Origin of the sequence: Chelativorans sp. Marseille-P2723 (genome assembly GCF_902809845.1) — a bacterium.
GTDB lineage: Bacteria > Pseudomonadota > Alphaproteobacteria > Rhizobiales > Rhizobiaceae > Chelativorans.
This window is the reverse complement of the sequence record NZ_CADDWI010000007.1, coordinates 49,499-72,343: the sequence shown is the minus strand read 5'-3', so window position 1 is coordinate 72,343 and position 22,845 is coordinate 49,499. Positions and strand designations below refer to the sequence as shown.

General features: G+C 58.4%; 19 protein-coding genes and 1 tRNA gene. 12 read left to right on the top strand and 8 right to left on the bottom strand.

Annotated elements, in window-relative coordinates:
• Window positions 1–13: 13 nt before the first annotated feature.
• Window positions 14–1,429, top strand: coding sequence for an MFS transporter (locus HUS57_RS00395; RefSeq protein WP_173930958.1), 1,416 nt, complete (start codon window positions 14–16; stop codon window positions 1,427–1,429).
• Here HUS57_RS00395 and HUS57_RS00390 read toward each other — a convergent pair.
• Together HUS57_RS00390 and HUS57_RS00385 are read right to left on the bottom strand one after the other, a co-directional pair.
• Window positions 1,408–2,124, bottom strand: coding sequence for an RlmE family RNA methyltransferase (locus tag HUS57_RS00390; protein WP_173930957.1), 717 nt, complete (start codon window positions 2,122–2,124; stop codon window positions 1,408–1,410). The genes HUS57_RS00395 and HUS57_RS00390 overlap by 22 nt on opposite strands.
• Window positions 2,121–3,359: a Ppx/GppA phosphatase family protein gene (locus tag HUS57_RS00385; RefSeq protein WP_246727693.1), complete on the bottom strand. Its 1,239-nt coding sequence runs from the start codon at window positions 3,357–3,359 to the stop codon at window positions 2,121–2,123. The genes HUS57_RS00390 and HUS57_RS00385 overlap by 4 nt, the downstream gene beginning before the upstream one ends.
• A gap of 296 nt (window positions 3,360–3,655) precedes the next feature.
• Here HUS57_RS00385 and HUS57_RS00380 point away from each other — a divergent pair.
• Window positions 3,656–3,729 (top strand) — tRNA-Gln (locus HUS57_RS00380).
• Window positions 3,730–4,926: 1,197 nt separating this feature from the next.
• Here the strand turns inward: HUS57_RS00380 and HUS57_RS00375 are convergent.
• From HUS57_RS00375 to HUS57_RS00365, 3 genes are all read right to left on the bottom strand, one after another.
• Complete coding sequence (locus HUS57_RS00375; RefSeq protein WP_173930956.1) at window positions 4,927–5,691, bottom strand: SDR family NAD(P)-dependent oxidoreductase; 765 nt, start codon at window positions 5,689–5,691, stop codon at window positions 4,927–4,929.
• A gap of 278 nt (window positions 5,692–5,969) precedes the next feature.
• A complete protein-coding gene (locus HUS57_RS00370; protein WP_173930955.1) occupies window positions 5,970–6,524 on the bottom strand; it encodes a DUF488 domain-containing protein in 555 nt (184 codons plus the stop codon).
• On the bottom strand, window positions 6,524–6,733 hold the full coding sequence (locus HUS57_RS00365) for a DUF2945 domain-containing protein (protein ID WP_173930954.1): 210 nt from the start codon (window positions 6,731–6,733) through the stop codon (window positions 6,524–6,526). The genes HUS57_RS00370 and HUS57_RS00365 overlap by 1 nt, the downstream gene beginning before the upstream one ends.
• Before the next feature lie 322 nt (window positions 6,734–7,055).
• On the opposite strand from HUS57_RS00365, the gene HUS57_RS00360 reads away from it, so the two are divergent.
• The 5 genes from HUS57_RS00360 to HUS57_RS00340 all read left to right on the top strand — a co-directional run bounded on the left by HUS57_RS00360 (window position 7,056) and on the right by HUS57_RS00340 (window position 12,312).
• Window positions 7,056–9,137 (top strand): FAD-dependent oxidoreductase, encoded by a 2,082-nt coding sequence (locus HUS57_RS00360; RefSeq protein WP_173930953.1) that lies wholly within the window; start codon window positions 7,056–7,058, stop codon window positions 9,135–9,137.
• A gap of 97 nt (window positions 9,138–9,234) precedes the next feature.
• Window positions 9,235–10,161: a hypothetical protein gene (locus tag HUS57_RS00355; protein WP_173930952.1), complete on the top strand. Its 927-nt coding sequence runs from the start codon at window positions 9,235–9,237 to the stop codon at window positions 10,159–10,161.
• A gap of 191 nt (window positions 10,162–10,352) precedes the next feature.
• Entirely contained in the window at window positions 10,353–10,955 is a 603-nt protein-coding gene (locus HUS57_RS00350) for a hypothetical protein (protein WP_173930951.1), read from the top strand.
• Between the two features lie 484 nt (window positions 10,956–11,439).
• Window positions 11,440–11,694: a hypothetical protein gene (locus tag HUS57_RS00345; protein WP_173930950.1), complete on the top strand. Its 255-nt coding sequence runs from the start codon at window positions 11,440–11,442 to the stop codon at window positions 11,692–11,694.
• 309 nt (window positions 11,695–12,003) lie between these two features.
• Window positions 12,004–12,312 carry a DUF982 domain-containing protein gene (locus HUS57_RS00340; RefSeq protein ID WP_173930949.1) on the top strand — a complete coding sequence of 103 codons (309 nt, stop codon included), beginning with the start codon at window positions 12,004–12,006 and terminating at the stop codon, window positions 12,310–12,312.
• Here the strand turns inward: HUS57_RS00340 and HUS57_RS00335 are convergent.
• Complete coding sequence (locus tag HUS57_RS00335) at window positions 12,306–12,584, bottom strand: usg protein (protein WP_173930948.1); 279 nt, start codon at window positions 12,582–12,584, stop codon at window positions 12,306–12,308. The two genes, HUS57_RS00340 and HUS57_RS00335, sit on opposite strands and share 7 nt — an antisense overlap.
• A 401-nt stretch (window positions 12,585–12,985) precedes the next feature.
• Between HUS57_RS00335 and HUS57_RS00330 the strand changes: the two genes are divergently transcribed.
• The 5 genes from HUS57_RS00330 (at window position 12,986) to HUS57_RS00310 (ending at window position 19,509) form a co-directional block, all read left to right on the top strand.
• Window positions 12,986–13,300, top strand: a complete 315-nt coding sequence (locus HUS57_RS00330) for a co-chaperone GroES (RefSeq protein WP_173930947.1) — start codon at window positions 12,986–12,988, stop codon at window positions 13,298–13,300.
• Between the two features lie 56 nt (window positions 13,301–13,356).
• On the top strand, window positions 13,357–14,985 hold the full coding sequence (groL, locus tag HUS57_RS00325) for a chaperonin GroEL (RefSeq protein WP_173930946.1): 1,629 nt from the start codon (window positions 13,357–13,359) through the stop codon (window positions 14,983–14,985).
• Between the two features lie 339 nt (window positions 14,986–15,324).
• The gene (locus tag HUS57_RS00320) at window positions 15,325–16,440 is read left to right on the top strand and encodes an NAD(P)-dependent alcohol dehydrogenase (protein ID WP_173930945.1); all 1,116 of its coding nucleotides are present in this window, start codon (window positions 15,325–15,327) and stop codon (window positions 16,438–16,440) included.
• A 563-nt stretch (window positions 16,441–17,003) separates the two neighbouring features.
• Complete coding sequence (locus tag HUS57_RS00315) at window positions 17,004–18,341, top strand: MATE family efflux transporter (RefSeq protein ID WP_210256035.1); 1,338 nt, start codon at window positions 17,004–17,006, stop codon at window positions 18,339–18,341.
• Window positions 18,342–18,357: 16 nt separating this feature from the next.
• Window positions 18,358–19,509, top strand: coding sequence for an MFS transporter (locus tag HUS57_RS00310; RefSeq protein WP_210256034.1), 1,152 nt, complete (start codon window positions 18,358–18,360; stop codon window positions 19,507–19,509).
• A gap of 311 nt (window positions 19,510–19,820) precedes the next feature.
• Here HUS57_RS00310 and HUS57_RS00305 read toward each other — a convergent pair.
• Both HUS57_RS00305 and HUS57_RS00300 read right to left on the bottom strand, forming a co-directional pair.
• Window positions 19,821–20,767, bottom strand: a protein-coding gene (locus HUS57_RS00305) for an IS630 family transposase (RefSeq protein ID WP_246727670.1) whose coding sequence is annotated in 2 segments (ribosomal slippage) — window positions 19,821–20,428 and window positions 20,428–20,767 — 948 coding nt in all. Because the reading frame shifts where the segments join, the coding sequence is not laid out codon by codon here.
• A 218-nt stretch (window positions 20,768–20,985) separates the two neighbouring features.
• Complete coding sequence (locus HUS57_RS00300) at window positions 20,986–22,707, bottom strand: IlvD/Edd family dehydratase (RefSeq protein WP_173930942.1); 1,722 nt, start codon at window positions 22,705–22,707, stop codon at window positions 20,986–20,988.
• Window positions 22,708–22,845 lie beyond the last annotated feature (138 nt).

The window sequence follows — 22,845 nt, the reverse complement described above, 5'->3', positions numbered from 1 at the left end:
CAGAGACTGCGTCTTGAAAAGGTCCGTTCCGTTGATTCTTGCCGTCGCGATGTTCATGGAGCACATGGACTCGACGATCATCGCAACATCACTCCCGGCCATTGCCGAGGACCTACGCACAAGTCCGGTATCGCTGAAACTTGCGCTCACCACCTATCTTGTAGCGTTGGCCATCTTCATCCCGATCAGCGGCTTCATGGCGGACCGCTTTGGCGCCAAGCGCGTCTTCCGGATGGCTATCGGCGTGTTCGTTCTTGGGTCTATCGCGTGCGCCCTTTCCAATTCGCTTCCCGCCTTCATCGCGGCCCGCTTTGTGCAAGGTATGGGCGGGGCGATGATGACGCCGATCGCCCGGCTCGTGCTCGTGCGAGCCACACCGCGTAGCGAGCTTATCACAGCCATGGCATGGCTAACCGTTCCCGCACTCATCGGCCCCGTCGTCGGTCCTCCGGTGGGCGGGTTCATTACAACCTATTTTTCGTGGCACTGGATTTTTCTCATCAACGTGCCGATTGGGATTGCCGGCATCGTCATTTCCGGTTGGGTCCTGCCTCATTTTGAGGCGGAAGCAGGAGCCCGGCTGGATGTAACGGGTTTCCTGCTGGCAGCGCTTGCCGCTTCAGGGGTTGTTTTCGGCACGTCCGTTATCAGCCTCCCTGCGCTGCCTCCTGCTGTCGGCGCCGCAACAGTGGCCGGCGGCCTGATTGCTGCGGGGCTTTATTTGCGGCACGCCCGCAACACGCAACGCCCTCTGCTCGATTTTCGGCTTTTCGCCAACCGCGCCTTCCGGTCCGCGATTCTCGGCGCCTCGGCTTTCCGTATCGGTGCGGGAGCGATACCGTTCCTGCTTCCCCTTATGTTTCAGCTCGGCTTCGGGATGACGCCGTTCCAGTCCGGTCTTTTCACCTTTGTTTCGGCTTTTGGCGCGATAGCGATGAAGTTCATCGCCACGGCGGCCTTGCGCGCAGCCGGCTTTCGCTTCGTACTGATCTTTGCTGCGCTCATGGCTAGCGCCATGTTCGCGTCCATCGCCCTGGTTAATCCTACGACGCCCTATGCACTCATCATCGGAGTTCTGGTGGCAAACGGCTTTTTCCGCTCGCTCTTCTTCACCTCAGCCAATGCCCTCGTCTTTGCAGAGATCGGCGACCATGAAGCGAGCCAGGCAACGGCTATTTCCGCGGCAAGCCAGCAGATCAGCATAGCCATTGGCGTGGCAGTCGGCGGCGGTATATTAGAGGCGGCAACGCGCCTAAGCGGCGCTTCGCTCGGCCTTGACGATTTCGGCCACGCCTTCGTTATCGTGGCGGTGCTGTCGGCGCTTTCTTCCCTGTTTTTCCTGACATTGCCGAATGATACCGGAAGCAATGTCTCCGGCCACCGGCGCAGGAACCTGGAGGCGGCCGATCAGCGCTCCCGTGCATCCTGATCCTCCGTCCCCTTGAAGTCCTTGGCAAGAAGGTAGAGTTCGACCGATTCGTCCCTGGATGCGGGAGGCTTGACATGTTGGACAGACCGGAAGCTGCGCTTCAACCGCGCCAGAAGATCGCCCTCTGCCCCTCCCTGGAAGGTCTTGGCCAGAAAATGGCCGCCGGGCCGCAATACGGAAATGGCGAAATCTGCGGCCACCTCGCATAAATGCATGGTACGCAGATGATCCGTCCGCCGGTGCCCCGTGGTTGGAGCAGCCATGTCGGAAAGTACAATATCTGGCGCGCCTTCCAGCGTCTCAATCAGCTTGGCCGGCGCCTCCTCGTCAAGAAAATCCATCTGCAGGATCTCCACCCCGGGGATGGGATCCACCTCCAGATAGTCGATGGCCACGACGCTCGGCCGCGCCGGGTCGGACCGCACGCGGCTCGCCGCCACCTGAGACCATCCGCCCGGCGCCGCCCCAAGGTCGATCACCTTCATGCCCGGGGCAAGAATGCGGTGGCGATCGTCTATTTCCGCCAGCTTGTATGCGGCGCGTGAGCGCATGCCTTCGGCAGTGGCGCGGCGCACATAAGGATCGTTCAGGTGCCGCTCCAGCCACCGGCGGGAGGAACTCTTAAGCCCGCGCTTCTTCTTCACCCGCGTCTTTAATGCCCGGGGCGCGGTTCCGGCCTTGTCCGGTTTCTTCATGCAGCCTGAGCTCCGATGCGCCTGCGGCGGCGCCAGACGCCATCGCGCGCCATCATTTCGTTGAGCATGCCCTCACGCAGGCCACGGTCTGCGACGCGCAACCGCTCGGCGGGCCATTGACGGCGGATCGCCTCCAGTATTGCGCAACCGGCAAGCACGAGATCTGCCCGTTCTGTGCCGATGCAGGGATTGGCCTTGCGTTCGTCGAAGCTCCAGCCAAGAATTGTTTCGATCATCCGGTCGATGCTCTGGCGGTCCATCCAAAGCCCGTCGACACGCCGCCGGTCGTAGCGCCGCAATCCCAGATGCACGCCCGCCAGCGTTGTCACCGTACCTGAAGTTCCCAGCAGGTGAAATCGGCCGCTGCCGGCAAGGTGGGAAAGACGTTCCGCGCCCTCGAACCGGGAAAGCATGTCGGTCACCTCGCTGACCATCTCCTCGAAGATCTCCTGCGTGACGACATGCCCGCCGAACTTCTCCGCAAGCGAAACCACGCCGGTCGGCAGGGATGTCCAGGCGACAATGTGGTCAGCAAGCCGCGGGGTGCTACGCTTCGACAAATCTATCAGCGCGATTTCCGAAGAGCCCCCTCCTATGTCAAAAAGGACGAGCCCTTCCGTATTCCGTTCGACCAGGGAGCTGCAGCCGGAAACGGCCAGCCGCGCTTCCGTGTGGCGGTCGATGATCTCCAGCGTAAGCCCCGTCTCCCTGCGGACACGCTCCATGAAATGTGCGCCATTCTCCGCCGATCGGCAGGCTTCCGTCGCGATCATGCGCAGCCGGCGCACACTGCGGCCATCGAGTTTGCGCGCACAGACGGCAAGTGCATCCACTGCGCGGTCCATCGCCGCTTCGCCCAGCCGGCCACTGGCGGCAAGCCCCTCGCCCAGCCGCACGATGCGGGAGAAGGCATCGACAACGCGGAATCGCCCTGGCCGGCTTGGCGTCGCTACCAGAAGCCGGCAATTATTGGTGCCCAGATCGAGGGCGGCATAAAGGGCTTCCGTCTCCTGGCAAGAACGGAAACTGGGGGTGAAAATCAGCTTTCGGGTTGGTGGCGGGGCTGCCGCTGGCTTGCTGCTCTGTTCGGGCCGCAATGCTGGCCCTTCTTGAGAAGCCGCCTCGCGGTCGCGGACGTAGACGCCTCGGCGGCGCCTTCTGCAGCGCTTGCGCCGCCTTTGCCCTTCACCTTCGCCCTGCGAAGATGAAGCCAGACTCTCGGAACCCTTTTCCACCGCACCGCCCCTGGACGGGACGTAATCGCGTACGAACACCGCGACCGGTGGGCCGTCAGCTTCCTCCTGGTCGTCCACCGCAATCCCTTTCGCGCCGCGCACAACTTCAAAGCGACGCAGACGCTCAATATCCACTGTTAACGCAACATTAGCAGCGAAGGGCAAAATGACCAAGAGCGACCGATGCGGAAAACTCTCCTCAAGAGCGATTTGAAAAGCCCGATGGGCTTGACTATTAAGTAAGCAAGGTTCAATAGCTTGGCCCGCATCGCCCTGAGGGGCTTTGCATCTCCTGATGGGGAATAGTTTAACGGTAGAACAGCGGACTCTGACTCCGTCAGTCCTGGTTCGAATCCAGGTTCCCCAGCCAGCTCTATTTATCAATGAATCAGCGCTTGAAAGAGTTCGATTTCCTGAAATAGGCAGTGATGCGATCAGGCGAGGCTAGGATTGCACCTCCGACGACACGGCAGTGCCGAACCGGGCACCGCCACCGTCCAGCAGGTCTCGCCGCTCGACCACCAAAACCGATCCGTCGCGAAAATCTTTTGAAAGAGGCCACGCCATATGTTGCCGGCCAAGACCTGAACCGCTCCGGGCTGCATGTTCGACAGCCCAGGGCATGTTTTTTGACGTACTCCTCTTCGCGCCTCTTCGCGTCTATCATTAGCCGGATAAATTATGATCCGTTCTGATCGTCTGTCTGCTCCCGCGAACAACAAGGCGAAGGTATGCCGACCTTCTTCTCCGGGATTGTGGGGAAAGGGCCGGCGCGAGCGTCGGAGCGCCTCGCCCCACCATCGGACGAGGCGCCGTCGCACCGCGGAAGGCTCGGAAACCCGGCGGACGTGTCGAGTCTCTGGACGGCCGTGCCCGACCATGTGAATTGAATTTCAGAGACTCTCCAGACGGATGTTGCAGGCAGCGCGCAGGAGGCTGCACGGTACCGCTGTGTGTGTGCTGGAGACGCCTAGCGCGAGCGGCGCGGGATAAAGGTCGAGCGTTCTCTACGGGGTTCCGTGGCCGTGACAATCTCGTGATGGTGATCGCAGTAGACTCGATCCGCAGCGGTTCGCGCTGCACAGAAACGATAGCCGCCCGTTGCCGACGGGTCTTCCTGAACCGGAAAACGGCATTGATCGCGCCCAAGGTTCATCAGGGGAACGTCACCCACAGGACGTTTGGAAGTATCGAGCATAATCCTCTTTCAAGATACAGGTTGATCGCATTCGACGCGACAGGGGATGTTTGAACTTTGCCGCAGGCGCTCTACCACCATGAAGTGGATATTGCCCTGCATGCCGCTTGTGACCACCATATGGTAGCGGAGGCTGCAGTACTTAAGCCCACTCATTACAATATTGTGAAAACTATTTGCGACCAACTGTCGCTGTCTTCCGCATTTACTCGGAAGAAACAATTGGCGGCTTCAGGTTCCTGGGGCCAGTGAGTTGAACAAGCAGCGATGTCTTTCAGAATGGACGAGATCCAATCTGAACATCCGGCGGCAACTTGATGACCCCCGTGGGAAACAACGTCGCTCAATCGCGCCTTAGTTCAGCAATCCTCAGCTTAGCATACCGCCATCGATGCGGAACTGGGACCCGGTAACAAAGCTGGATTTCTCGCTCGCCAGGAAGAGCACCATATTGGCTACGTCTTCGCCCTCGGCATACCGGCCCAGCGGAATAGAGCGGGCGATTTCCTCCTGCGAGGCACCGGAACCGCTCTCAAGAGACCGCATCATCTGGGTGTTGGCTGGAGAAGGATGAATTGAATTGACCCGCACCTGGTAGGGCGCCGCTTCATTCGCCACAATGCGCGTCATGCCGTGAATTGCAAACTTCGACGTCACGTAAGGTGATACCGGCATCGGCCCGGCGACGAGGCCGCCAATGGAGGAAGTATTGATGACGCTGCCGGATCTCTTTGCATACATCACCGGCAGAACATATTTCAGCCCAAGCCAACTACCGCGCACATTGATGGCCATGACGCGGTCGAAATCCTCGGTCTTCTGCTCAATGATCTGCGCCACCTCCCCTTCAATTCCGGCATTGTTGAAGAACACGTCGATTGTACCGAAATGCGCGGCGGTTTCCTCCACGTACCGCTTGACGTCGTCCTCCTTGGATACATCCGCGACAATGGTCAGCAATCGATCGGGCCCAGCTCCGAGATCCGCCGCTCGTTTCTCCAGTGAGTCTGCAGAAATATCGACGATCGCGACTTTGGAGCCTTCGGACAGGAAGGCCTTCGCGACGGCCGCGCCAAGGCCGTTAGCTCCACCAGTTATCAGCACTACTTTTCCGGCGAGATCAGAATACGTCATGCGTCGTCTCCGTGGGTCGCAAGACCTATTGAGATAAAGCAGGGTCAGCCATTGTAAAGGAGGCGCTGTGCGGCCGGGAAATCTCGTCTTGGCCAACTGCTTCTGGCCGATGGCTGCCAGCTCATCCAACATCAAGATCATTGAGCGAGACGATGATCAAATGCAGCAAACCAGATGCTTCTTCTTGCAACGGTCCATCTTCTTGCAAAGGTCCATCGCAAGTATCTGGCTCACAAAGGGCCGCCTTCCCCGCCTCGCAGATACTGGAAGTACTGCCGCTACGAGATTGAGCCAGCTTGATCCGCTCCGGGGTAGGTCACCTTCCCCGCGCTGTTCATGCGGGCGCCGGGCGTTGGCTCGGCGGCGTCGATCTTTCCGGGCGCCATCAGATGATCGACAGGGTGACCGCTAAGAAGCAAGTAATCCGTAATGATCCGGCGGTGGCAGCGCCACCAGACCGCCTCTGCACACATTAGCGCCAAACGCCCTCGACTGCCGAGGTGGAGCAATTCATCGAAAGCGGCGGCAAAGTCATCGCCGAGGGCATAGTCAGCATAGTTGTGAAAGCTTGGCTCACGCCACAAGGAATTGATCTTTTCGTCAACTTGCGATTGACGCGGCCGCCGCCCACCCAGAGCAGGACAATGGCAATAGCCAATCTGCACCCGCTCAAGCTCATGCGGTAGCGTATCTATGTTGAATGCGGGGTTCGTGCGCGACCTTGGAAAAGACCGGACGTCGACCACCAGGTTGACCCGCGCGTCGCGCAGCAGGCCGAGAAATTCCCCAAGGCTGCGGTTGGAGTGTCCGATCGTAGTGAACTGCGCCACCATTACTCGATTTTCGTCAACGCGCCTTCCTTGTGCGCAGCGATGTGATCGGTCTTGTCGCTCTTGATCTCATATTGCGGATCGCCTCGCGACGCGCGGCGGCGATGCCCCTTGTAGTCAAAATCCTTGTAATGGACCTTGATGATCCTTCCGCTTACCCTGCCCGCCTCGGAGTTCCAGCTTACATGATCGCCCACTGAAAATTTCGCCATGCCGACCTCCTCATCAAGAGGATAATGGCATCCGGATCATCTCGGTTCCGTGCTTCGCCCATTCTGGCGGAAACATTTTGTAAGCGCTTTATTCCCTTGCGCTACGGGCGGTTCAGGCGCCGATCGTTCATTGTGTGATCGCTCCTATTGACACCCACTAGAGGGTGCGCCACCTTCTTAAGGCGGGAAAGCAAATTCTCGACTATTAGCCGGCGTTAGCTTTCCTTACGTTACGCGAAATTTTTCCAGCTTGCGGTTGTCCCAAGTCGCAGGCGAATAGCCCTACGCCTATGAGCGAGGCGTTGGTAACAGGAGGAGAGTCATGGCCAAAAAAACCGACATCGACAAGCGTGAAGCAAAGCTTCAGGACCAGAAGGCCATAAGCCGGCGCGAGGTCTTCAAGGCGGGCGCAGCCGCTGGTTTAGGTGTAGCAGCTCTGTCCGTGCCGGCATCGGCGCAAGAGCAAGAAGGGCAACAGCAACAACAACAGTGGGACTATGAAGTCGACGTTGTGGTCTGTGGTGGAGGAGCTTCTGGTCTTGTATGCGCCATCCGGGCGCGGGATGCCGGACTTGACGTGATGGTCGTCGACCAGAACTTCGACGTTGGCGGTAAGATGCTGCATAGCGGGGGACAGGTTTCTCTGGGCGGCAATGATCCGCTGCAACAACGGGACATAGCGGGAGAAAGCGACCCCGAGGGATATATTACGGTTCCTCCCATACACACCGCCGAAGAACTTACTGACGATGTAGACCGCCTTTTTACCGAATGGACGGATTGGTCGATACTGGATGCTGGAGCCCAGGCACCTTATCGGTACAATGAGCGTGAGATCCAGCGCGCCATGGCAGAAAATGCACCTGCAACCAGGCAGTTTCTGATGGATAATTACGTTCGATTTGCCCGAATCCGCGGCTCGAACCCGAACTCAGGAATATCGCGGGCCCGGCAGGCCGGTCCTTTCCTCAAGCTTGGCGACGTAACCGACATCAAGGCAGGGACAATCACCCGCGAGGATGCCGGCACGCTGAACGAGCGGGCCAGTCATTTCGCTCCAATTGCCATGGGTGATACCAGCGATGTGGCCGGACCGGATACTGTGGGCAATGGCGCATGCCTTGCCAGACCTCTGGAGTTCAGCGCCCGGGAAAAGGGCGTCCAATTTATGCTCAACCGGCATATGGACGAGCTTATCCGGGAGGAGCCGTTCGCAGGCAGAATCCTTGGTATCCGTGCTAGTTATTCCCCCCGCAATGATCCGGACACGGGCGAGCGCCTTGAAAGCTTGTGGAGCGACGGCAATATCGATGAAACGCGCGAAACCGTTACCATCCGTGCACGTAGAGGCGTGATGATCGCGACGGGTGGGCACTCCGGCAATCCGCAGTTCCGCAGCATGTTCTATCCAGCGATGAGAGAACCTGCCTTTCCGGCGAGTACCTGGGCCGTACTTGGACCTCGAGGTCAGGATGCGAGTGGAATCATCGCCGGAATGAAGGTCGGCGGTACCTTGTCCGGAATGCAGCAGAATCTTGGTATACCCATTACCTACCATATACCCGCCCGGCTAGCGACACGGGATGCCTATAGCGGCGAGCTTCCCGGACATCCGACATTTCCCTTCAGGAAATCGACTGGAATCGCCCTTTTCGGAGCCAACTCCTTCGAGCATCTGATCGCTGTGAACCAGGTGGGGAAAAGATTCTTCAATGAGATCAATCTGACGCGCGTGGTGCCGTTCTCCTGGTATCCTAGTGGCCCCGCGGCTGGCACACCCAGATCCGGCGTCGAACACGTTCCGCTTGATTGGCGCAATTGCGAACCTCAATGGGTCCGCCAAATGTACAGCCGGTACGATGGCGTTGATGCCGCGCTGGCGATGAATGAAGGCTCCACCGCGCCTGAGTATTATTCCGGGCCTCTATGGGCAATCTTCGACAGCGCCGCAGTGGAACGCGACGGATGGAACATCAATCCGCCCTTCACCTCACCTGACAACGGCTACTTCTTTACCGCCGATACCATTGAGGAACTGGTCGGTCTTATTGAGGAGGGACACGAGTTCCAGCGAGTTCCGCTGCAATATCTGGTGGAAACGGTCGAAAAGTGGAACGATGCCGTGGCCGCCGGCAGGGACGAGGAATTCGGACGGGGTGAAGATGCACCTATGCACGCAATCAACACGCCGCCCTTCTATGCCGCATCGATCATGGTGGTCTGGCATGATTCCTATGGCGGGTTGCGCACCAATGGCAGGTCCCAGGTGCTCGACTTCGAAGGACAGGTGATCCCGGGTCTTTATGCCGGAGGCGAGGCTACCGGTAGCGGTAACCAGCATGGTCTCGGAAGGGCTCACATGACTGGATTTATCGCTGGCACCGCTTTGACCGAGGAAGCTTGAGCAATCAGCGATCGCACAGAAACTTCCGGTGGCTAAACCCACCGGAAGTTTAGGGCTTTAGCCGCCTAACGAGAACATTGCGGGTATTGCGGAAACCATGATTGCGGAACACGAGAGCACTGATTACGGCACCTGGTCAGTCGAGGTGCCCGACGAAGTGGATGCCGGAAGCGAGTTCACCTTTACATGCCAGGTGGTCCTGCCTCCGGAACTGGCGGATACCGGGATTGTCGTTTCCATACGGGACAGCGACGATGAAGAGGTCGCCACCGCCGAGTTGACGCAAATCGAGGACGACATTCATTCGACAGGAAATGTGACCCTCACTGCGCCCTTGACCATGGGCGAGCAAGTCTGGCGCGCCCTCATCATTCAAGACGACGCATGTGAGCCGATATCCACCACGTTTTCATTCATCGTGAAGGCTCACTCGACGAGGCTGAATGTCTGGAATCTGCCGAGCGCGATCGACGCTGGGGAACCCTTCACCTTCAAGGTGGGCGTCAAATGCTCGTCGGGCTGCAACCTTGCCGGCAAGGAGGTAGGTGTCTTTGACGGGGAGGGTAAACAGGTCGCGGCGCGCACGCTGGGTGGCGAGGTCTGGCCGGGGACCAGCGCCCTCTACTACGCAGAGATTGAAGCCAAGGCTCCGTCTGTTCCCGGTGACTACAAGTGGAAGATCGAAATTCCCGCTTCCATCGCGGAAGCACCCCATGCTCAAGGCGCAGTTGACTTCCCGGTTAAGGTCATGGAAGCACCCGACTGTGAGGTGACCGTAAAGGTAGTCGACGCTGAAAACCGGGCGCCGATAAAGGGAGCCCGCGTCGTGATGCATCCTTACAGGGCCTTGGCAGACGAGGATGGAGTGGCGAAGCTTAAAGTCGTGAAAGGAACCTATAAGCTCCTCGTTTCTGGAACCAAATACGTGGCCTCCAGCCAGACGATTGAAGTGCGGGACCATACAACCATCAGGGCCGGGCTTCGCCTTGAGCCCATTATCGACCCGGCATCCTACTACGTCTGATATGCCGTTAAGCGGCATATCGATTTTGTGCGATGGCAACATTGTGGGTCTTGCCTATGTAGAACTAGCAGCATGGTAACGCCAGCCCTCTTCGATGGTGGGTTGTAACTTTCAGCCGTAACCTGAAGAAGTGCCTTCAGGCAGCGAAGTATTCGATTGCAGTAAGGCTTGCCCGGCCAAAGGAGGATTTCATGAATGCGGAACAGGTGTCAGAGCGTCGAAGTCTCAGGTTCTGGCTCTACGGAGTTTTGGTACTTGCGGGCGCCGGGCTCATGCTGGCTTCCTGGTTCAGCCCGTGGTGGGGCGCCCAGATAAGTGACCTTCCCGGCAGGGACCACATGGTACTGCGTCCGTGGGGCGTTGAGCTGGTAAGCGAAGTCAGAACTTACGCCAATAGGGCACTCTATTCGATGCCAGGGTTCTTCGAGCCCTTCATGTGGACCTATCTGGGGGTATGCATGCTGGCGCTGGCGGTCAGCATTTTCGTCACTAAAACCGTCAGTCTCGGCCGGTTCAGGATTTCCCTGGCACAGCTTCTGATCGGTTTTGTAGGCCTATCTTACCTGATCGCCGTCGTGACTGCCTTCATCATCGCGCAGATCAGATCGGGCGCCGGTGGCGTTCAATTTATAGGGACTTCGCTGGTCTTCAATCCGATTACAGGTAGCAACACCCGGTTTATCGGCGCTTTGAAGCCCGGGTACTGGATGGCAGCCGCTACCGGGCCCGTCCTGATCGTCCTGGCCCTGCTGCGCAACGTCATTATTGGCAGGTCAAGAAAAAGGGCAGCCTGAGCCGCTCGTATGCCACCTACGCTTGGCGTCGGACGCCAGCGTAACGAGCATTACCAGGGTGCGGCGCTCATGCGATGATAAAAGTTCGGCCATCTGGATCATGCCGCAACACCAAATCATGGCTCGGGACTTAATGAGAGGGTAACGCCGTTTCTTGACAGTTATGCATACTGACCGAGAAAAACGGTATCGCGAAGATAATCTGGGACGATTGATCATGAGGCGGCTATTGCAGGTCCGCTTTGGGCACATCCGGGGGAGAGCCATGGTTGCAAGCAGGATTATTTCTCTAGGGTATGAATGCCTGCTGACACGCTCGACACGCCGCCGGTGTTTAGCCATTTTCGCGAAGCTTGCGGTGGGGCTTGGCACTGTATTCTTTGTCCCACAGGCATCGGCCGGTGAGTGCCGGTGCTATTTCTCACAAGCCCTGATACCGAATATCAAATTGGCTGGGCGTATCGAGAGCGTCCGGAACACGGTTATGGCGACCACCCCGCAAGGTTGGCAAGCGGCGCAGCGGGGGCAGAACCTGGCTATTGGCGACAGCGTGCGGACGGGGCATGACGGCAGTGCCCTCGTCACGATTGGAGCGGGCTGTAGCGTCGAGCTCGCCCCTCAATCAACCCTGATCATCCGGCCTGTAGACCATAATTACTGCGTGGGCGTCGACCGGCCACCCCTTGACGGTGATGTTCACGCGGGAGCGGCGGTCCCCGCGAGCAAAGCGGTTTTCTAATTGCCGCCTCGTTCTATGAAATGGCAAGGGCATTCCACATAAACATCATTCTGTTTTTCACGGCTTCCACGAAGCTTTAGTTGGCAAGCAGCAAAGCGCTTTGCGGTTCGTGGGCCATTCCCCTCATAGCCGCATGCCCGCCGCTCTTGCCGGAGCGCTGGATCAGAGCCTGAGCCCCAACAGGACGCGTCCGCCGAGCTGAGCCACCCGGCCGATCCTTGAAGAAGCGTCGTCAATCACCAGATGATTATTAGCGGGCAAAGTAGGCTACCTTTGCTCCTGAGACGATCAGAACACAAGGAGGAAGTGATGGAAGATGTCGCTTTTGCCGTCCCTGTCGTTTTGCGCATGTCGGGTATTGGTGAACGGAAGGTGGCCACCAGCTTCGAAGCGCTCGAATGTCTTGAGCGCGATTGGCCGGAATGGGCACGCGGCCGCCGTTGGCGTGTGGCGGTGCGCACCTGTCGAGATGCCCTTGAGGGTTGGCGCACGGCCACTGAGGCCCGCCGCAGCTTCATGAAAGCGGCCATGAGGGCCGGTTTCGTACAGCCTGCAAGGCCCGGGGCGGCACGAAACAAGTCCGCGCCCCAGACCAACTTGGTCCTCGGACTTCAGTGAAGCGTTATGATCCCATCAACGGCTTTCCATTCGGCTGGCTGGATCAGGCGGTGGTGGGCGACGCGCACGGAGTGCAGCGGACCCTCCAGCGTCTCAGTCCAATAATCGAGGAAGCTGCGTAGCTCCGGGAACTCCGGAGCAAGATCGTATTCCTGCCAGACATAGAGCTGAAGTAGGCTTGGATGATCGGGCATGTGGTAATGGATCTCCGCCGTTGTCAGACCATAGCCTTGCATCTGCATCCGGAATTCCTGGTTCGTTTTTCCACCCATTCGTTTTCACCCTCCGTTCAACCCTTGAGGAGAGATGATCGAAAAGAGTGTCCTGTCCATCGCGCACCTTCCTTTCGTATCAGCATTCCCAGGCTCCGTCCTCGAAAGCTGTTCGATTCGCCGATACTGAGCCTTCCGCATCCCGCGATTTTTGTCTTATCCGTGCGGGATTTCAAGGCTCGTTATAAGCACCATAGGCGATTTTCCTCAATGATTTTATGGCACTAGCAGTCCGGCACTGCGAGTGCCAAATTTTTTTGCGCAAGCTCTTGAAACGCAGATTTTTCAGGATTAGCTCGATATTGCGCGCGGCGCCTGACAAGGGTTGCGCGCCCCGTTCCGCTCCTCCGGATCGGAGCGGTGGGACCTCTCAAAATCTGTTTGTCCTGAAGGAGAACGAGATGAAGTTCCGTCCGTTGCATGACCGTATCCTGGTTCGCCGCATTGAAGCCGAACAGAAATCGGCAGGTGGCATCATCATCCCCGATACAGCCAAGGAGAAGCCAAGCGAAGGCGAGGTCATCGCCGTCGGTCCGGGCGCGCGTAATGAAGCAGGCCAGTTGCTCGAGCTCGATGTCAAGGTGGGCGACCGCATCCTGTTCGGTAAATGGTCCGGCACCGAGATCAAGCTTGACGGAGAGGAGCTGCTGATCATGAAGGAAAGCGATGTCATGGGCGTGATTGAATCAGCCGCGCCGGCGGCAAAGGCCGCCTGAAGGCTTCTTGAGAAATCAACCAGTCGCTGAATACTGCCTATTGAAGGAGTGATCCCATGGCTGCAAAGGAAGTCAAGTTCAATACCGAAGCCCGAGACAAGATGCTGCGCGGCATCGATATTCTCGCCAATGCGGTGAAGGTTACGCTCGGCCCTAAGGGTCGCAATGTCGTCGTAGACAAGTCCTTCGGCGCTCCCCGCATCACCAAGGATGGTGTTTCGGTTGCCAAGGAAATCGAGCTTGAGGACAAGTTCGAGAATATGGGCGCGCAGATGCTGCGCGAGGTAGCCTCCAAGACCAACGATATCGCCGGTGACGGTACCACTACTGCTACCGTGCTTGCCCAGGCGATCGTGCAGGAAGGCAGCAAGGCCGTTGCCGCCGGTATGAACCCGATGGATCTGAAGCGCGGCATCGACAAGGCGGTTGACGCCGTCGTCGCCGAGCTGAAGGGCAATGCCCGCAAGGTTACCAACAATGACGAGATCGCTCAGGTCGGGACGATTTCTGCCAATGGCGATTCCGAGATTGGCCGCTTCCTGGCCGATGCGATGCAGAAGGTCGGCAACGAAGGCGTGATCACCGTCGAGGAAGCCAAGACCGCCGAGACGGAGCTCGAAGTGGTCGAGGGCATGCAGTTCGACCGTGGTTATCTTTCCCCCTATTTCATTACAAACCAGGAGAAGATGCGCGTGGAATTCGAGGATCCCTATATCCTCATCCACGAGAAGAAGCTCTCCAATCTCCAGTCCATGCTGCCGGTCCTTGAGTCCGTCGTCCAGTCCGGCCAGCCGTTGCTAATCATTGCCGAGGACGTGGAAGGCGAGGCACTTGCCACCCTCGTCGTCAACAAATTGCGCGGCGGGCTGAAGGTCGCGGCTGTGAAAGCTCCCGGGTTCGGCGATCGTCGCAAGGCAATGCTGGAGGACATCGCCATCCTCACGGGCGGCACCGCGATCAGCGAGGATCTGGGAATCAAGCTGGAGAACGTCACACTTGAGATGCTGGGGCGTGCCAAGAAGGTGGTGATCGAGAAGGAGAACACCACGATTGTCGACGGCGCCGGCAAGAAGGAGGAGATTGAAGGCCGCGTTGCCCAGATCAAGCAGCAGATCGAGGAGACGACCTCCGATTATGATCGCGAGAAACTCCAGGAGCGGCTGGCGAAACTCGCCGGCGGCGTAGCCGTCATCCGCGTAGGCGGCTCGACCGAGGTAGAGGTCAAGGAGAAGAAGGACCGCGTGGACGACGCGTTGCATGCGACCCGCGCTGCGGTCGAGGAAGGCATCCTGCCGGGCGGCGGCGTCGCGCTGCTGCGGGCGGCCAAAGCCCTCGACAATGTTGAGACCGAGAACCCCGACCAGAAGCATGGCGTAGAAATTATTCGCCGGGCGATCGAAGCGCCGGCTCGTCAAATCGCTGAGAATGCGGGGGCGGAAGGCTCCATCATTGTTGGCAAACTTCGGGAGAAGGACGAATTCTCCTACGGCTGGAACGCCCAGACGGACGAGTTCGGCGATTTCTACAAGCAGGGCGTGATCGACCCCGCGAAGGTGGTTCGCACTGCCTTGCAGGATGCTGCTTCTGTCGCAGGGCTTCTCATCACCACTGAGGCGATGATCGCCGACAAGCCGAAGAAGGAAGCTCAGCCCGCAATGCCAGCCGGAGCCGGGATGGACTTCTGACATCCAAGCATTTCTGACCACTGACATGAATGTCCGCTTCCCGCCCAGGAAGCGGGCATTCTTATTTCCCCCAACCATCATCAGCACAAACAGCGGCCGGATTGTGCCGAGTTTTCCGGCGCTTGAAACGCTTAGAACAATCAATTCGAGCGCAGCACGCTTCTCACCGATCGTAGCGATAGCCCCCTAAAACTGCTTTAGGCAGCATAGCATGTCCCTGGACATGCCCGTGCGTGTTCGCTCCTGCTGCGAGAACTGCTGACATCAATGGATCAATGCGCACCTGTTACAAGTTCTAGCGAATGATATCGCCTGCAGACCATGAGCGAGGAGGCCGCCATGAAGATCACGGCATTAGTCGTGGAGCAACTGGACGGACCGTTTGTGCTTCAGGAGCTCGACCTTGAGGAACCCGGCCGCGGCGAAGCGCTGGTGCGTATTGTCGCGTGCGGCGTCTGCCATACTGATGCAATCACCCGGGCCGGCGACATGCCGATGCCCTTCCCCGCCGTGCTTGGCCATGAGGGTGCGGGCGTAGTCGAACAAGTAGGAGCCGGTGTGGCGGAAGTTGCCCCGGGTGACAAGGTCATCATTGGCTGGCCTTCCTGCGGAACTTGCCGCAACTGCCTCGACGGCCAGCCGCGCTACTGCCTCAGGACAGGCGAGGCGCTGGTGTCCGGGCGTCGGTTCAAGGGCGAGCAGGCAGGCACCACTGCCTATTCCCGCAATGGCGAACCCATCAATGGCCACTTCTTCGGGCAGTCCTCTTTTGCAACCCATTCGATCGTCACGGCGGATGCGCTGGTGAAGGTGCCCGACGAGGTCCCGCTCGATCTGCTCGGTCCACTGGCCTGCGGTCTGGGTACGGGTGCCGGCGCAGTCCTGAACGAGGCACGTCCGCGTCTGGGCGATTCCATTCTGATCGTCGGCGCGGGTGCCGTTGGGCTGGCAGCGATAATGGCGGCCCGGAATTCAGGCGTGACCCGGATCATCGCCGCGGACCTTCACGACAACCGGCTGGAACTTGCCAAGGAATTCGGCGCCACCCATGTCATAAATTCGGGCGAAACGGATCTGATCGAAGCGGTGCGCAGCATTACAGGCAGCACCGTCGATTTTGCCTTCGACTGCACCGGAGTGATTCCTGTGATCGAGCAGCTTGCAGAGACCGTCGGGATGCTCGGACATCTCGTGCTCGTCGGCGGAGCACCGGCCAATGCACGGTTCTCGCTCGACCATCTCCGAACGTTGTGGGGAAAACGCGTCAGTGGCGTGCTGGGCGGCGGCGGTCGGTCAGGACAGCTGATCCCGGCGCTGGTGGATCTTTTCCAGCAGGGGCGCTTCCCCTTTGAACGGCTGGTAAAATTCTATGACATGGACCAGATCGAGCAGGCCCTGGAGGATTCAAGATCGGGCGAGGTTATCAAGCCGATCCTGCGCATGTCCGCATCGTGAGCTGAGTGGCTCGGCCTGAAAAGGCAAGCCACGATCTTACTGCTCCAACGCCATCGTTTCCGGGCTGTGACAACTTCAGGGACATTAGCATAAGAAGATGGCACCGCCCGGCGTGAAGCCAACTTGGCCGGCTCATCCGGCATATCATGCTCTGCCGCCAGCCGGTCCGTCAGTGCCGGCAGCGATAGAAAAGCTGTCTTTCCAGCGCAGCCCCGCGCCATTGCCGCTCACCGAAGGCAAATGGAAGATATTCTCAGCTTCGCGCTCGCGGACATCAAGCGGCGCAATAGTGAAACTAGCCCGCAATAAAAGATGGGGCACTTTCAACCGGCACCCCTCGTCTGCTCGGTGTTGCCGGCCGGATAACCGTTCAGCCGCGGGATTACAGGCATTGGCCTCGAAGCTTTGGGCGGGCTTGCAAGACCGTTCATCCGGTCCTAGCTTCCAACCATCCTTGCGAAGCAATCGTGTCGATAGGGGCGGTCCACTGCCGCCGCCGCCGGTGGAGCTCCGATGTCAACATTTTCCGCGCCGCGTAGCGGCAGCCCAGGATGGCGGCTGCCGTGACCAATGATTTCACCGTCGGCCCGATACCGGGAAAGCTGTTTCTGTTTTCCCTGCCTATCCTGCTTGCCAACCTACTGCAGGCTGCAATGCAGCTCATCAGCGGTTTGTGGGTTGGAAATCTTTTGGGAAGCGAAGCCTTTGCCGCCGTAACCGTCGCCACTACCGTGCTTGCAGTAGTGTTGGCGTTTGTGCTTGGCATGAACAACGCCATCCTGACCATCTTTGCCCAGCTTCGCGGAGCTGGAGACACGTATGGTATCGGGGCCTTTTTGAGCGCATTCACCATTCTTCTCGTAATATTGTCGGCGCTCGTTGGAGCCGGAGGCTACTTCCTTGTCGAGCCTCTTCTTGCCCTGTTCAACACGCCCCTATCCATCATAGATGCGGCCAAGGGCTACTTGCAGATCAACTTTGCGGGCACGCTGTTCCTGGTTGGCTACAACTTCATAGGCACGATGCTGCGGGCGTTCGGGGACAGCCGCACGCCGCTTTATTTCGTGCTGCTTGCAACAGTGTTGGTCACAGGATTGAGCCCTCTCCTGATCGACGGCCTGGAGCTCGGCGTGAACGGGGCTGCCTGGGCGATGGTGCTGGCGCAGGCGGTGGCATTTCTCTACAGCCTGATCTATCTCGCCAAAAGACCGGATCAGTACCATCTCAATCCAAGGCGGCCGGGAGTGGCCGAATTCCGCACTATTTTGCAACTCGGCATCCCGTCGAGCATACAGATGATCGTCATCTACGCAGGCACGGGGGTCATCCTTTCCCTGGTCAACGTATATGGAAATGAAGTGGTGGCCGGCTTCGGCGCGGCTCAAAGGCTGGACAGTATCATCCTGTTGCCTGCGGTTGCATTGGGCATGGCGGTTAATGCGATGGCTGCGCAAAACATCGGCGCGAACAAGTGGCCGCGTGTGACGCAGATCACCAGCACCGGCGTCATCTTCAACATGAGCATCATGATCGTGGTTGCCGGCATGCTGCTCGCCTGGGCAGAACCCCTGATCCGGCTCTTCATCCAGGATGCTGCAAGCGTCGCATTCGGCGTTTCCTATCTGCGCACGATTGCCATCTTCTACCCCTTCATCGGGTTGAACTTTATCTTCAACGGCGTGGTCCGCGGGTCCGGGGCGATGTTTCAGGTACTTGCCCTGAACGTCATTTCGCTGTGGATTCTGCGCGTTCCTCTGGCCTACGGACTGACCATTTTGCATGACGAGCACGGGATAGCGCTCGGCATCGGATTGAGCTTCGTGCTTAGCAGCCTGTTCTCTATGGCCTACTACCGCTGGGGCGGATGGCGAAGCAAGAAGCTGTTTGAGGCCAATCCATAGAATTCGGGGGAGCGTCTTGCTGGATAAACGCATTTACCTGCTTACGGCGATTGCCTTTGTCGTCGGCATGGTCGAGTTGCTTATCGGCGGGATCCTCGATCTGGTGGCGCTGGATCTGGAAGTGAGCGTAGGCAGGGCCGGGCTGCTGATCACTGTCTTTGCGCTTGTCTTCAGTATCAGCGGACCGGTTCTGCTGTTCCTGACAGGGCGGGAGGAGCGCACGCGGGTGATGCTTGTCGCCCTTCTTGTCTTCATCATCGGCAATCTTGTCGCCATCCTAGGAACGACATACAGCGCCCTGATGCTCTCCCGCATCATCACTGCTGCAAGCGGGGCATTGCTGACAGTGCTAAGCTTGGCACTTGCAGCTCATATCTCCGCGCCTGAATATCGCGGCCGAGCGATCGGGATGGTTGTGATGGGCATTAGTGGCTCGCTAGTCTTCGGCCTTCCGGTAGGAGTAAGCATGGGCCATGCTTTCGGCTGGCGCAGCCCGTTCATCCTCGTCACCATACTGGCACTAGGCCTCGTGGTGGCTGTACCCGCTTTCGTTGGGAGGGTTCCCGCCAACCCGCCAGTCCCTTTGAAAAGACAGATGCATGCCTTGCGCGACAAGAAGGTGCTGTTTGGTCATCTGACGACATTCTTCTTCCTCGCCGGCCACTTCACTCTCTACGGGTACATGACCCCTTTTTTGAAGTTCACTATGAATTTCAACAGTTCGCACGTGGCGCTCGCCTATTTTCTGTATGGCGTTGCCGCCGTATCCGGCGGCGGTTTTGCGGGATGGTCAACCGATAAGTTCGGGCCGAGGCGCACACTGCTCGCCTCGATCATCCTGCTGTGTGTCTGTCTGTTGATCATCCCGTATACGACAGGTGTGCCCCCATTGTTCTGGATGGTGCTGGTCATTTGGGGCGTGTTGAGCTGGTCGATCAGCCCGCCTATCCAGAGCCACCTGGTTCAGCTGGCCCCCGAAACGGCTGCTATCCAGCAGAGTTTGAATATTGCTGTCCTGCATCTTGGCATCGCGTTCGGAACGTTCGCCGGCAGCCTGATCATTGATCGGTTTTCGGTTGAGCAGCAGGCGTTGGCCGGTGCCTTCCTTATCGCCACCTCACTGGGCACTGCATTGGCGAGCCTGCATAGAGAACGAGTCTCTGCATAGACAAGCGCAACCTTTTAAAAACAGAGGATGCAACCTATAAACCGGACGCCATCGCTTTCTGCATCGCCTGGGAGATGCCCAAACGATGCTGCCGGAGTTCGCGGTGTCGCCCACCTGTACTGGACGATCGCGGAGTTTGGCCGCGGCAGCGTGTTCCACCGGTTCGCGCACACCCGTTCCGCCGTGGAAATCCTGTACGTGACGATAGGCTTAAGAGGACCCTCATCGCGACCTGATCGGCAGGGCTAACGGGAATTTTCGCTATGCCATGCGCCAACTCTCCGTCTTTCACCTTTTAAAGCGGGATGATTTTATTTCCGGTCATATCCGGCCTCGGCGAAATAGTTTGCGCATTCCTTTGATGTGACGATGTCGAGGATTTGGCCGATAGCGCTGGATACGGCATCGGTGGTGCGCCTTTCGGCCTTTCGCAGCAGGTGTTTGAGCTTTGCGAAGAGTTGCTCGATCGGGTTCAGATCGGGCGAGTATTTCGGCAGAAAGAAGAGCCTGGCACCGGCCTTGCGGATGGCCTGCCGTATGGCCTTGCCCTTGTGCGAGCCGAGATTGTCCATGACGACGATGTCGCCGGGCCTGAGCGTCGGCACCAGCACCTTCTCGACATAGAGGCGGAAGCGCTCGCCGTTGATCGGCCCGTCGATGAGCCAGGGGGCCTCAACGCGGTCGCAGCGCAGGGCGGCCAGGAAGGTCATGGTCTTCCAGCGCCGGTGCGGCACCTTGGCCTTGAGCCGCGCACCGCGCGGTGCCCAACCCCTGAGCGGGGCCATGTTGGTCTTGGTCCATGTCTCGTCGATGAAGACCAGGCGGGAGGGGTCGATGCGGCCCTGATAGGCTTTCCACTGCGCGCGTCTTCGCGCCACGTCGGGCCGATCCTGCTCGGCGGCGATCAGCGTCTTTTTTTATGCGTGAGCCCTTCGGCGTGGACGAACTCCCACACCGAGCGGTAGTCGACCTTCAGGCCGCGCTCGGCCAGTTCCGCCACAAGGCCGCGCAGCGTGAAGTCCGCGCCACGGCAGCGCTCAATGAGCCAGTCGCGCCAAGCCCCGGAAATCTTCTTCGGCTTATGGCCGCCGATCTGGCCCGGTTCCAGGCTGCCGCTCTGGCGATAACGCTTCACCCATTCGATCGCCGAGCTGTAGCTGACGCCAAAACGGGCCGCCGCCTGCCGACGCGACATCCCCTCCTTCTCAACCGCCTTCACCACGCGTTCCCGAAGATCGATCGAATAGGGCTTGCTCATCCATGCTGGCCTCCTGTCCCAGCCAGCACCTTGAATCAAATTCAATCTGATTTGCGTAGCCCCTAGCGACTCGGCGTAATCTCATCCCGCTCTAAGAGCCTTCGTTCGGCGAGATGGAACCTGGTATGCGGCTCAAGTTGACTGAAAATTTAAGGACCGATGACGAGCCTCATCGTTTACATCAACACTAAACCAATTCACGCGGATCTGCTGGAACCTTAATGTGAATGGCGGGCAACCGCAGCGCCGCGCTTACCAACAAGAAAATCAAAATCGCAACCAAGATCAGCCTGAAGAACATGATCAACGTACAGTCCCTGATAGCCTCCGACGGAAGGAGGAAGGGAACGCAGCTCCGCCAGGCGTTGATCGATCTGGGCCTGGTTCACATGAAGTTCGAGTTTGCGCTCAGGGACATTGAGTGTGATCCTATCGCCCGTCCTCACTGCCTGGAGCGGTCCTCCAATTGCTGCCTCAGGCGCGCAATGCAGTACTACTGTTCCAAAGGCTGTACCGCTCATGCGGGCATCGCTTATGCGAACCATGTCGGTGATGCCCCGCTTCAGAAGCTTTGCCGGCAGCGCCATGTTGCCGACTTCGGCCATGCCTGGGAACCCACGAGGGCCACAATTTCTAAGGACTAGAATTGAGTCAGCGTCGACTTCAAGATCTGGATCGTCTATTCGGGAGTGATAGTCGTCAATATTCTCAAAGACCACTGCAGGTCCGGTATGCGTCATGAGAGCCGGCGTGGCGGCTGATGGCTTGATGATCGCTCCGGCTGGCGCCAGACTGCCCTTCAAAACAGCAATGGCGCCTTCATTCAAAAGCGCATTGTCGAACGTGCGGATCACCCCATCATTATAGCAGGGTGCCCCCGTAAACTCCCTGCCCATGGTTCTGCCAGTCGCGCAAAGGGCGCTTCCGTCGAACAACTCCTTTTCTAGAAGACGAGCTATGACAGCAGGAAGGCCGCCAGCGTAAAAGAAGTCCTCCATCAGATATTGTCCGGATGGCATCAGGTTGACGATGGTTGGGACTCCGCGGCCGACGCGGTCCCAATCATCCAGCGTCAGTTTCAGCCCGAGACGTCCTGCAATCGCGATCAGATGGATCACCGCATTCGTCGATCCTCCGATCGCCGCATTGACCTTAATGGCGTTTTCGAATGCAGTCTTGGTCAAGATCTGAGAAGGCGTGAGGTCTTCCTTCACCATCTCGACAATCCGGCGTCCGGCAAGCTGCGCATGAGTGTAGCGCCGGGCATCCACTGCGGGAATGGCTGCGTTTCCCGGCAGCGCAATTCCCAGAGCCTCGACCATGCACGCCATGGTAGACGCTGTACCCATGGTGTTGCAGGAGCCTGCTGATCGGTTCATTGCTTGCTCAGCCGAAAGAAAATCTTCGATTGAGCGAGTGCCATTCTTCACTTCCTGATGATAGCGCCAGACATCGGTGCCAGAACCTATAATCTCGCCATTATGGCGTCCGGAAAGCATTGGACCGCCTGACACAACCAATGCAGGCAGATCACAGCTGGCCGCCCCCATAAGAAGGGCCGGAGTGGTCTTGTCGCACCCGACAAGCAGGACAACTCCGTCAATCGGGTTGCCACGGATACTTTCCTCCACATCCATGCTCGCCAGATTACGCATTAGCATGGCGGTTGGCCTGAGGATGCTTTCACCAAGCGAAGTCACCGGAAACTCCAACGGAAGTCCGCCCGCTTCCAGCACTCCTCTTCTCACTTTTTCAGCCACTTCCCGCAAGTGAGCATTACACGGAGTAAGTTCGGACCAGGTATTGCAGATCCCAATTACGGGACGGCCGTCAAAAGCATCATCCGGCAGACCCTGGTTCTTCATCCATGACCGATACATGAATGCGTTCTTGCCAGGGCCTTCGAACCACTCTGCCGATCGCAGCCTTCGTTTCCTCATCCTGCCCCCTCACCTTCAAATCCATAACTGCTGCTCTACTTCAGCAGCCGTCCAAGCAGAACGCGGACGTGTCCCTCATGTTTTTTGGCAAAGCTCCGGCTGAACAGCAGTAGCCAAGTCACGGTCATGGCGAGTTAA